The organism is Wenyingzhuangia sp. IMCC45467, from assembly GCF_054111205.1.
In genome coordinates this window covers 397,652-409,953 of sequence record NZ_CM134196.1, presented here as the reverse complement: position 1 = coordinate 409,953, position 12,302 = coordinate 397,652, and the positions used below count along the sequence as shown (strand labels likewise).

At 28.9% G+C, this 12,302-nt stretch carries 13 protein-coding genes; all 13 read left to right on the top strand.

All coding sequences use genetic code 11. The features are described 5' to 3' along the window. Positions 1 to 94: 94 nt before the first annotated feature. Complete coding sequence (locus ACXGQT_RS01920) at positions 95 to 556, top strand: helix-turn-helix domain-containing protein (RefSeq protein ID WP_457829545.1); 462 nt, start codon at positions 95 to 97, stop codon at positions 554 to 556. Continuing rightward, positions 484 to 1,350, top strand: a complete 867-nt coding sequence (locus ACXGQT_RS01915; RefSeq protein WP_457830793.1) for an IS3 family transposase — start codon at positions 484 to 486, stop codon at positions 1,348 to 1,350. Before ACXGQT_RS01920 ends, ACXGQT_RS01915 begins: the two co-directional genes overlap by 73 nt. A gap of 54 nt (positions 1,351 to 1,404) precedes the next feature. Further along, the gene (locus tag ACXGQT_RS01910; RefSeq protein ID WP_457829719.1) at positions 1,405 to 2,430 is read left to right on the top strand and encodes a DUF4062 domain-containing protein; all 1,026 of its coding nucleotides are present in this window, start codon (positions 1,405 to 1,407) and stop codon (positions 2,428 to 2,430) included. Positions 2,431 to 3,302: 872 nt separating this feature from the next. Further along, a complete protein-coding gene (locus ACXGQT_RS01905) occupies positions 3,303 to 3,641 on the top strand; it encodes a hypothetical protein (protein WP_457829718.1) in 339 nt (112 codons plus the stop codon). Positions 3,642 to 3,664: 23 nt separating this feature from the next. Continuing rightward, entirely contained in the window at positions 3,665 to 3,940 is a 276-nt protein-coding gene (locus ACXGQT_RS01900; protein ID WP_457829687.1) for a hypothetical protein, read from the top strand. Between the two features lie 215 nt (positions 3,941 to 4,155). Further along, positions 4,156 to 4,788, top strand: coding sequence for a porin family protein (locus tag ACXGQT_RS01895; protein WP_457829694.1), 633 nt, complete (start codon positions 4,156 to 4,158; stop codon positions 4,786 to 4,788). Between the two features lie 456 nt (positions 4,789 to 5,244). Next, positions 5,245 to 5,607, top strand: coding sequence for a hypothetical protein (locus ACXGQT_RS01890; protein ID WP_457829689.1), 363 nt, complete (start codon positions 5,245 to 5,247; stop codon positions 5,605 to 5,607). A gap of 249 nt (positions 5,608 to 5,856) precedes the next feature. Beyond that, positions 5,857 to 7,029: a hypothetical protein gene (locus ACXGQT_RS01885; RefSeq protein ID WP_457829717.1), complete on the top strand. Its 1,173-nt coding sequence runs from the start codon at positions 5,857 to 5,859 to the stop codon at positions 7,027 to 7,029. Positions 7,030 to 7,254: 225 nt separating this feature from the next. Then, complete coding sequence (locus tag ACXGQT_RS01880; RefSeq protein WP_457829716.1) at positions 7,255 to 8,571, top strand: hypothetical protein; 1,317 nt, start codon at positions 7,255 to 7,257, stop codon at positions 8,569 to 8,571. Positions 8,572 to 8,788: 217 nt separating this feature from the next. After that, entirely contained in the window at positions 8,789 to 9,358 is a 570-nt protein-coding gene (locus ACXGQT_RS01875) for a hypothetical protein (RefSeq protein ID WP_457829651.1), read from the top strand. 814 nt (positions 9,359 to 10,172) lie between these two features. Further along, entirely contained in the window at positions 10,173 to 10,673 is a 501-nt protein-coding gene (locus ACXGQT_RS01870) for an RDD family protein (RefSeq protein WP_457829715.1), read from the top strand. Positions 10,674 to 11,570: 897 nt separating this feature from the next. Next, positions 11,571 to 11,873 carry a hypothetical protein gene (locus ACXGQT_RS01865; protein ID WP_457829714.1) on the top strand — a complete coding sequence of 101 codons (303 nt, stop codon included), beginning with the start codon at positions 11,571 to 11,573 and terminating at the stop codon, positions 11,871 to 11,873. Positions 11,874 to 11,894: 21 nt separating this feature from the next. Further along, a complete protein-coding gene (locus ACXGQT_RS01860; protein ID WP_457829713.1) occupies positions 11,895 to 12,284 on the top strand; it encodes a pentapeptide repeat-containing protein in 390 nt (129 codons plus the stop codon). Positions 12,285 to 12,302: the final 18 nt, after the last annotated feature.

Below are 12,302 nucleotides of genomic sequence, written 5' to 3'. Positions count from 1 at the left end.
CCCGCACAAAGCCTAGCCAAAACCGTTGTACTTAATTAATATTTTGTAATTTCCTGAAATAGGTTGACTAAAAATTAAACACTTTAGTTAAACTATGGACACAAACAAAAAAACACCCTGTCGAAAAAAAAACTACGAAAAAGTTACTTTTCAACACAAATTATTTGTCATTGACCAAATTCAAAATGGTCAAATATCTGTAAACTTTGCTGCTAAGAAATATAACATTTCTAGATCTACCATTTCTTATTGGTTAAATAAATACAGTACTTTGCATCAACAAAATACAGGTATGAGTAAACTAAACGAAATAAAAAAATTAAAGCAACGTATTGAAGAATTGGAGTTTGTAAAAGACTTTCAACAGGATATCATTGCAGATATGGAAATCATTACAGGTGTCGATATGTCAAAAAAGTCATTGCCCGAAACATTAGCAAAAGAGATAGAAATAAAGAAGATAAACCTTTTAAAAGAAAATGGATCTATCAATGCTTCGGGGTCAGTAAACAAGCCTTCTACAAAAGAATCAAAACACTCGAAAACAAAGAAATAAACGATAAAAAAAGAATCATAATGGTCCAAAAATATCGTAAAAATGTTGGACAAAGATCTGGTGGTATAAAACTTCATAAAGAACTTAAAGAGCAGATGATTGGACAAAATATATACATCGGAAGAGACAAGTTTTATCGTTTTTTAAGACAATATAACTTGCTGGTGCCTAGGATTAAAAACTACCATACTACAACAAACTCAAATCATCAGTTTAGAAAGTATAAAAACATCGTAAAAAAACAAGTACCTACAAGACCTGAACAGCTTTGGGTGACGGATATAACCTATATTAAAACCCAACATGGACATAATTATTTAGCATTGGTAACAGATGCCTATTCTAAGCAAATTATGGGTTATAACCTTGCAAACCATATGAGAACATCCCTTTGTACCCAAGCGCTCGCTATGGCTATTAAAAACAGGAAATACCCTAATAAAAAACTTATTCATCATTCAGATAGAGGGTTTCAATATTGCAACCCCAAATACACCGAATTTGCTGAAAATAATGGAATGACAATGAGTATGACAGAACAATACGACCCTTATGAAAATGCCCTAGCTGAGAGAATTAATCAAACTTTGAAATACGAATACGGACTAAAATTAACAATCAAAAACACAGCTATTGCTCAGAAAATGACAAAACAAGCTGTTTATATTTATAATAATCTTAGAACGCATTTTAGTCTTGATTTAAGAAAGCCGGCTGAAGTACATCTAAATCCAAACATCAAATACAAATCATATCGTAGAAATAATGTAAATTTACCTGAACTTACTATTTAGATAAGAAGATAATCAACCTAAAAAAAGGGCAACCTATATCAGGATAAGACATTTATGGAAAGAAAACATCAAGTATTTGTTTCATCTACATATAAAGATTTAATAAATGAAAGACAGCATGTAATTCATGCATTACTTGAATTAGACTGTATACCATCAGGCATGGAATTATTTCCAGCCACAGATGAAGATGCTTGGACATTAATTAAAGAAGTAATTGACAATTCAGATTATTATATCCTAATTATTTCTGGTAAGTATGGAAGTCAAAATGAGAATGGTATTAGTTATACCGAAATGGAATTTGACTATGCTTTGAGTATTAACAAACCGATAATGTGTTTTCTACATGAAGACTTAGATGGGTTAACAGCCAATAAAATTGAAAAAACTGAAGAAAATCAACAAAAATTAACTTTATTTAGAACAAAGGCAGAATCTAAACACTGTAAATATTGGAAGACACCTGAGGATTTAGGAGGAAAAGTTTCAAGAAGTCTTATACAATTGAAAAAGAAACATCCTTCTGATGGATGGATTCCTGGTAAATATGCAGCAGATGAAAAAATATTTAGAAAAATAGAAGATCTTAGAAGTAGAATTCAAGAATTAGAAAATGAAAAAAATCAATTAATAGATAGTGCTCCAGAAGACTCTAAATTCCTTTCACAAGGAAGTGAAACATATTCTCAACCAATTGATATATGGATAGAAGAAGAAAAAGAAACTAAGGAAATACATTTAGAGGCTAGTTGGGATAAGATATTTTCTTACATTGGAACAGATATGATTGGAGAATGCACTGATAATGAATTTAATGATAAAGTAAAATTAGTTTATTATCATTCTGTTCCGAAAAAGTACAAATCACTTGTAACTTATGATGAAATTATTATATATCATGTAGTATTTGATTCAATTAAAATACAACTACAAGCGTTAGGTTTAATAACTTATGGTACAAAAAAAAGAGCAGTTTCAGATAAAAACACTTACTGGAAGTTAACACCTTATGGAGAAAAATACCTATTGAAAGTTAGAGCTATAAAATCAAAAACAATAGTTGATTTACCTTTTTAAAAAAACTAAGTACAACACCGGCTAAACTTCATGCGGGTTTTGTGCTTACTTCAAAGTTTTGTATATATTTACTAAGTCGCCAAATCTTGTTGATTTGGCTTTATGAAACCAAAGAAACAAAACCAAACAAAAAGCTTCGGCTTAGTTGCGTGTTCGAAAATCTTGGCGATTTTCTTCCCGCACAAAGCCTAGCCAAAACCGTTAACTTAAACAATCCTTGAAATTTCTGTCGAAATTTACGCGGATGTTTAAATTGAACGGTATTCATAAGTTTGAAACCAGTGCTCACTCAAAAAAAATCAAAACGAAACTTATCTTTTTGAGCTGAAAAAAGCCTTTTGTCTGCGTAAAAAATGAATTGGAAAAACTTCAGTAATTGATAATTTTTCTCTAGCCGATAATGATTTGTAAACTTGTATTACGTGTTGAAGTGTACGTGAAAATCATATAAATATTTCTTTGCTCTTTATTTGAAAAATATCTAATGAAACGAAAAGTTGTTTCACTAAGTTAAGTGCTGAAATGTACGCTAAAATCGCTTCGTTGATAATTTGTCTTTAATCGATGAATATTTACAAGCAAAACGTTGAAACTATCATAGCAATGCGATTTTGAAGTCGTTGCGGGTATTTTGGAAACTTCTTCTATCCTAGTGAATTTTTCAGTTTGAAAAATTGCATAAGTTAACAACAGCTAAAAAACATAGCTTTTTTGTGAATGACTAAAGTTGGTTTTCTATTTATTTTGTGTAGTTTTAGTCTGAAAACTAATCGGCTAGTTTAAACGCTACGTTTCCTAGCTAAAACCGTTGGCAAATATTTGAAAATGAAAACTTTATATATATTTTTAATTAAATTATATTTCGAAAATTAATGAAAAACAATCATAGAAATTTAAAAAAAGAAATTTTAATTTTTACGATTAGTCTTTTTGTAGTTGTTTCATTTATAGTTGTATTATATAAAACATACCAATACAAAGATTATAAAAGTTGGAACAATACAAAGATTATTGAAGTTGATGCTCTTGTTGTTGATAAAGAAATTGGTGGAGGAAAAGGATTACTACATTCGGTAATAAAATATACTATTAACGATACAATATATAAAACTAACATATCTGGTTATCATACTATTGGAGAAAGGTTAATGATTGAATGTGAATACAATAATTATAAAAATATTCGTATTCGAAAACTTCCTTTTTTTTAGATTCTGAAGATTGTGGTTATGTATTGGGAAAAATAACTAAAGTTGAAAAAGGAGAAATCTATTTTACTTATTGGAACGACAATAAACCTATTGAGTATAAACACTCTATTTTTGGAGAGTTTTCAAAAAAACTTTTACCTATAAATAAAAAGAAATTATATGTAGTTCAGTTTTTAAAAAAGAATCCTAAAAGATCATTAATTCACTTAGATAAACCTGTAAATTATACTAACTATTGGTGGAAATATAATGTAAATAATAATGGAGAAATCTATAAATTAGAAAATGAAAAACATTAGCCAACACCGGCTAAACTTCATGCGGGTTTTATGCTCACTTCAAAGTTTTGTGTATATTTACTAAGTCGCCAAATCTTGTTGATTTGGCTTAGTTTAAACCAAAGAAACAAATCCAAACAAAAAGCTTCGGCTTAGTTGCGTGTTCGAAAATCTGGCCGATTTTCAATCCCGCACAAAGCCTAGCCAAAACCGTTAGCAACAATAAAAAACTAAAAATGAAAATTCTAAGACTTCCGTTAATTATAATATTAATGGGAATTACATTAAAGTCAATTGGACAAAATAAATTAGGGGTTAAAGCTGGACTTAACTACACAAATAATGTAACAGTAGGTGAGTCTATTGAAAAAAACCAAAATCTATTAAGTTTTCATGGAGGAGTATTTTCTAAAATTGAATTAAACGAAAAATTTTCTTTAAACACCGAATTATTATTCTCTAGAAAAGGATTTAAAACTAAAGCAGATAAAAATGCCAATCCATCTAGTGAAGGAAAAATTCATTTTGACTATATTAACTTGCCCATTTTAATAGGGTATAAAGTTTATAAAAAAATTGAATTACAAACAGGTGCTGAATTGGGATATTTGTTATCAGCTAAAGCTAAATATGAAACTAAAGCAATTGATATTTCACAGTTTTGGGATAATGAAATTGATCTGGGAATAGCAGTTGGTTTGGAATTTCCTATCAATGAGTTTATAAGTATAAATGGAAGATATGTTCATGGATTAACTTCAGTTATCAAAGGTCCAATAACGACTATTGATGAAAATCACAACGAAATTGAAAAAGACATAAAATTTCAAAATAGAACATTTCAAATTTCGATAAAAATTATACAATAAAATTACAGTTGCTAACACCGGCTAAACTTCATGCGGGTTTTGTGCTAACTTCAAAGTTTTGTGTATATTTACTAGGTCGCCAAATCTTGTTGATTTGGCTTTGTGAAAACCAAAGAAACAAATCCAAACAAAAAGCTTCGGCTTAGTACGTGTTCGAAAATCTTGGCGATTTTCAATCCCGCACAAAGCCTAGCCAAAACCGTTGGGCACAATGTGATAAAACGATAGAAAAATTAACAAATGTACTCTTTCATAGGATTTTGGTTATTGGTAATTCTACTCACACTATTAATTGTTGGTGGACTGATATTTCTTGGTTACTGGATTCCAAGAAAGTATGGTAAAAGAAAACTAGGAATTGGACTTGCCTTTTTTATAGCTCTGATTTTTGCGACACCCGTTTTGTCTTTTTTACTTGAAGACTATCTGTTTTTCAAATCTGACGTAACAGAAAGTTTGAATGAACACTGTATAACACTAAATGACGACTTTGAAATTGAATCTAATGAAATGACTGGTATTGGAGACTTCTACCACCGCTTTGAATTGAAAATCTCGGAAAATGACAAAAGAAGATTGATTAATTGGATTATAAAATCAGACAATTATCGAGACAGCGTAGACGAAATGTTTGACATTAGGTCTGATAAGCCAAGATATTCAGAAACAGAAAAGGAATTTGTAGTGACTTATCAAGACAAATGGAATTACGTTTATGAGTACTATAAACCAAATAAGCAAGGATATTCACCGACTTGGGACAGAATTTCAATATCTAAGAAGCAGAACGAATTGATCTATGAAAGAATATTAGATTAAAATAAAAAACACTGTGCCCAACACCGGCTAAACTTCATGCGGGTTTTGTGCAAACTTCAAAGTTTTGTGTATATTTACTAAGTCGCCAAATCTTGTTGATTTGGCTTTGTGAAACCAAAAGAAACAAATCCAAACAAAAAGCTTCGGCTTAGTACGTGTTCGAAAATCTTGGCGATTTTCTTCCCGCACAAAGCCTAGCCAAAACCGTTAGCCACAAGTAAATAAATGAGAACAGATATTTCTAAATACTTGATTCATTTTCTTAGAGAACCTAGTGATTCAGATTTACCTAAAGACAAAAATAATGAATTAATAAAGCCATATTATCCTCTACAGGAAGATTCTGAGATTAAAAATGAATTTGAGTGTTTGATAAATATTATAAAAGAAGGAGGATTGAGAGCTGGTGTTTCCTATCGAAATAGAAAAAAAACCATTTACGGAAAATCTCCTGTAGTTTGTCTTACTGAAATGCCTTTAATTAATTTTATTCAATATTCTAAAAGCAGAAATAATAAAAGAATAACAAATTACGCTATAGCTTTATTAAAGAAAGATGTTTATAGCTATGGAGGTAGACCCGTTATTTCAGGATTAAGCAATGATAATAATTTTTCTTTTGAAAATATATTTAATAGGATCATAGATCCTAATGTAATACCATATAAAGAACAGTATAGATATGTTAAACTTGATCTTGAAAAAGGAAATGACTGGACACATGAGCGTGAATGGAGGGTGAAATTTGAAGTTGATAATTTTTCAATCAGAGATGACAAACATAATAATTCAATTTTAACGAGCGCTTTACCAATATTTTCTAATCATTATTTTAATGAAGCTATAATTATTTTACAGAATAAAAAAGAAGCGATAGAAATACAACCTATTATTCAAAATCAATTAGATTCTGGGTATTGCCCTAGTGGACAAGAATTTTGTAATAAAATTAAATATTTAATCTTAGAAGATGCTATTAGTTATTTAAAGAACAATTCTGTTACATCAATCGAAAACCTACCAAATTCAGTTTATTATGAACATAAATACGAAAATATTAGTGATTCTGAAAAAGAAAAAATTCATATAACAATAAATAAATGCAGATCATTAGCTATTAAATTTGCTAATGAATTTCATAATAAAACAAAATTAAAAAGAAGCTCTGATGGTTACTATAATGACGTCGGAGGTTGGGCACATATACGAACTGATGATATACAGAATAAATATATTAGATTTTTAATAAATGAAGAAATTGCTTCCTCATTTAGTGGTGGTTTTGTTTGGCTAAATGAAATGGAAAAAAATGTTCCACATTTACAATGTATTAGTTATTTTGAGTATATAGCAGATAAACAAATTGAAATATTAAATAAAGAATTAGGATTAAGATTTTATGTAGATTCTAGAATAGATTAAAAAACCAGTGGCTAACACCGGCTAAACTTCATGCGGGTTCTGTACTTTCTCAAAGTTTTGTGTATATTTACTAAGTCGCCAAATCTTGTTGATTTGGCTTAGTGAAACTAAAAGAAACAAATCCAAACAAAAAGCTTAGGCTTAGTCCGTGTTCGAAAATCTTGTCGATTTTCAATCCCGCACAAAGCCTAGCCAAAACCGTTAGCTGTAATACTGAAAAAATCCGTGAAAATACACCAAAAAAAACAAGATTACATAAATTCGGAAATATTTAACTTTGTTGAATTATTACAAAACTCAACAGAACCAACTACTACGAAAAAAAAGTATACAGGTTCAATAACTTTAAAAGACAGTCTCGATTTATCTGAATATTTGGTAAGTGCACCAACTATAATATCTGAAAAGAATGGTGAAAAAACTATTTCTAAAAAAGAGTGTTTAGATTCTGATTGTATCGGCTTAAATGAAATTAACTACACAAAATTCTTGAAATTTCTTAAGAACATTCATAAAGACAAGAATTTTAAAGATATCGTAAGCTTTGAGTTTCTAGAAAGAATATCTTTTAAATACATAATTGATATTAAAAAAAACAATAAGGCCCAAAATTCATTTTCAAATTATCTTATGGATAATATTGAGGCTGAAATAAAAGAATATCGTATTCAATTTAAAATGCTATATCTTGAAATCATTAAACCTTTTAAAATTGGAAATGTCCATTTTTCTTATGTTGATGAAAATTTTTTTAAAAATGATAATAAAGAAAAACTTTTTGAGCAATATAAAGGAGAAGTTTTTGTTTCATATTTAATAAAAGCAGAAAAAAATAAGGCTAAAGAAAAAGCTTTAAAAAAATGTGCTCTTGCTGTTGATTGTCTAAAACTATGCTTTGATACAATAGCTTACCCTAAATTAAAAACTAGTTTAGATATCGATTCTAGAACAACTGAGAACTTAAGTAATGAAATTTTGGTGTTTGACTCTCAAGACCCTAATGGTATCAATATTGAAAAATTTAGAAAACCTTCAAATCAAAATATAAATGATAAAACTTGGACTATAATTTCTAACAGAGGTTTAAATTTATTTCATTCTTTTCTTTTAGCTATAGACAAAAAAAGTGAACTCTCAGAATTAGAATCCTTAATATGTAACTCTATCCAACTTTTCTCTTATTCAATATCTATCAGCAATCTTAATAGAAGAATAGTAGAATTATTCACTTTATTAGAATCTTTACTTCTTCCCAATTCTAATGTTCCTATTTTAGATAGTTTAACAAAATATCTATCAAAATTAAGTACTAAAGATATAAATGAACGAAAAAAAATCATAGCATTGTTAAAAGAAATGTACGTTATTAGAAGTTCATATGTACATCATGCTTCAAATAAAGAATTTGATACTGATAAATTAGGAGAGTTTCAAATTCTAATTTTGGGTTTAATTCTAAAATTAATTATTTTAAGAAAAGATCATCAAACAAAAGAAACAATACTTGAAGAAATTGATGAAGCCATTTTAGGAGCGTATTAAATACTACAGCTAACACCGGCTAAACTTCATGCGGGTTTTGTGCTTACTTCAAAGTTTTGTGTATATTTACTAAGTCGCCAAATCTTGTTGATTTGGCTTTGTGAAAACCAAAGAAACAAAACCAAACAAAAAGCTTCGGCTTAGTACGTGTTCGAAAATCTGGCCGATTTTCAAGCCCGCACAAAGCCTAGCCAAAACCGTTGGCAAATATTTCAGCATGAAAAAAACAGTAATTATTTTATTATTAATAATAGGAATTTTATCGAGTTGTAGTTTGTCCAAAACTACTAATACTGAAATAGAATTATGTGTTAATGAAAATATAATAGAGTCTTTTAATCAAGCTAACTCATTTGAATATAAAGGTCGAATAATACACTTAACGTCAAGTTTTGATTTATTTGATTCTTTGAAAAAAGTTGAAAGGACAATACTTACAAAATATAAACTTAAAGAAAGTACGAAAAGTAATTATCGAATAATTAATAAAAAAGGAGTTCAAAAAATAGCTGAGGAAATTGTTCCTTTTATGAAATGTTTAGTTGAAACTCCAGGAGCTACGATTAGGTATCCTTGGGATTTATGTTTTAGAGTTCCGTTGAGTAAAAAAATGAACTTTCACGGTGCTGAATTATCTTCAAATCTAGATAATGTTATGATAAATGGTGGGTTTAATAACGAAATCATTGAATCACTAATTGAAAAAATAAATTACAAAAATGATACAGAACGAAACATTCTACTTTATTGTATTTATTTGAATGAATATTATAATAAAAAACATTAGCCAACACCAGCTAAACTTCATGCGGGTTTTGTGCAAACTTCAATGTTTTGTGTATATTTACTTAGTCGCCAAATCTTGTTGATTTGGCTTAGTTTAACTAAATAATACAAATCCAAACAAAAAGCTTCGGCTTAGTCCGTGTTCGAAAATCTTGTCGATTTTCAACCCCGCACAAAGCCTAGCCAAAACCGTTAACTTAAACAATCCTTGAAATTTCTGTCGAAATTTACGCGGATGTTTAAATTGAACGGTATTCATAAGTTTGAAACCAGTGCTCACTCAAAAAAAATCAAAACGAAACTTATCTTTTTGAGCTGAAAAAAGCCTTTTGTCTGCGTAAAAAATGAATTGGAAAAACTTCAGTAATTGATAATTTTCTCTAGCCGATAATGATTTGTAAACTTGTATTGCGTGTTGAAGTGTACGTGAAAGTCATATAAATATTTCTTTGCTATTTATTTGAAAAATATCTAATGAAACGAAAAGTTGTTTCACTAAGTTACGTGCTGAAATGTACGCTAAAATCGCTTCGTTGATGATTTGTCTTTAATCGATAAATATCTACCAAGCAAAACGTTGAAATTATCGTAGCAATGTAACTTTGAAGTTGTTGCGGATATTTTGGAAACTTCTTCTTTCCTAGTGAATTTTTCAGTTTGAAAAATTGCATAAGTTAACAACAGCTAAAAAACATAGCTTTTTTGTGCTTAATCAAAGTTGGTTTTTTGTTTATTTTGTGTAGTTTTAATCTGAAAACTAATCGGCTAGTTTAAACGCTACGTTTCCTAGCTAAAACCGTTACCTTACATTTAAAATGAAAAATATCGAAACAAAAACATCCAATTTTGAGTTTAAAACTGAGAAAAATATTGGTATTCGAATTTTAGCAGGAATAATAGATTATTCATTTATTCTTTGTTTTATCTTTATATTTATTACTACTTATGGAGAAGTTGACAATGAAGGAAATTATAGTGTAAGCGGAGTTTTAGCTCTTTTTCCTTTATTATTTTGGGGAATAATGACAATTGGAATTGAACAATTATTTGGTGCAACAATTGGAAATTTTGTAGTTGGACTAAAACCTATATCAATCGAAAATTTATTTAAAAATGAAACTTCTGAAAATATATACAAAAAACCCACTTTTAATCAATCTTTGAAAAGACATTTACTTGATCCGATAGATATGTTGTTTATTGGTATTATCGGAATAATAACAATAAAAAATACAGATAAAAATCAAAGATTAGGAGATATTTGGGGAAACACGATTGTAATAAAAGAATCTGAATTAAAAACGAAAAAAACGTAAGGTAACACCGGCTAAACTTCATGCGGGTTTTGTGCTAACTTCAAAGTTTTGTGTATATTTACTAAGTCGCCAAATCTTGTTGATTTGGCTTTGTGAAAACAAAGAAACAAAACCAAACAAAAAGCTTCGGCTTAGTACGTGTTCGAAAATCTTGTCGATTTTCAACCCCGCACAAAGCCTAGCCAAAACCGTTGGCTAAAACAGAATCGTAGCGGCGTTTTCCATAGAAACATTAACATATTAAGAAAATTTCACTTCTCTCCTATTTTGAAATTTATCATCAAAAAAGATCATTATTTTAATTGAAAAGAAATAATATTAAAAAAGTAATTAAATGAAACTTTGTGATTCTTTAAAAATTAAACGTTAACAAAAAACACTTACTTTCTTTTAAAAAAATAACGTAAAAAGTAGCTGTGAGAAATCATAATTTATTGAAAATTTGACTTTAACAAATAATACATTTTCTTTTCTGGGAAAAGTGTAACGTGAAAATAGTTGCGAGAAATTATAATTCTTTGAAAATTTAACGATATCAAATATTACATCTTAATTTAAGGTAAAAGAGTTACGTGAAAATAACTACGGGAAACATTACTATTCTTTGAAAACTAAACGATAACAAATAATTCTTTCACTTTTTTTGAAAAAGAAAACGTAAAAAGTAAATGTGAAAAATATCATTATTCTTAAAAACTTAAACGCTAACAAATAATACTTTTTTATTCTTTGAAAAATATGAAAAAACTGCATTAGCCAACAACAGCTAAAAAACAAAGCTAATTTATGCTTTCTCTAAGTTGGTTTTCTTTTTATTTTCTGTAGTTTTAAGTCTGAAAATTAATCGGCTAGTTTAACGCTTCGTTTCCTAGCTAAAACCGTTGGCATTCATTTAAGATGAACCGAGAAATAATAGAAATATTAGAGAATCTAAAAGAAAAACCGTCTACTGAAAAAGTTGACCATATTTTACTTTTGGAAAAAATATATTCGGAATATTCTAACGGAATGAAAGAGTTGGAACCAATTGCTTACTTCTATCTGAATGGATTTGACGACTTGCCAGCTTTAAGAGAAAAAGACTTGTGGAATAAATCCAAGTTTACAGAAATAAGAAAAGATTTTGTCAATGCACATAGCGAACTGATTGGGCTGATTGAATCGACAATAAGTAACTTAAAAAACAATCTGACAGACTAATTTAATTATCAATTATCGAAAGTGGAATTTTTAGATAAAGTAAAATGTAGAAAAACAACATTTGAGAATATTGATCTAGAAAATTTGGACTTGAGTAATGAAAACCTTTCAGGACTGACTTTTAAGAATTGTTTTATCTCTGCCGACTATAGAGGCTCTGATTTAACAAACACAAAATTTATAGAAAGTAATATTAAAACATCTGATTTCAGAAATTCAAATTTGACAAATGCATTAATGGAAAATGTAGCCTTTGAATCAACGAGATTTAAAGGAGCAAAAACAGATAGATTTATTTTTAATGACAATTATTGCTATTCGTTAGAGAATGTGGGACAAGCAGACTTTAATGATTGGGTAATAAAAACGAAATGCCAACACCGGCTAAACTTCATGCGGGTTTTGTGCTAACTTCAAAGTTTTGTGTAT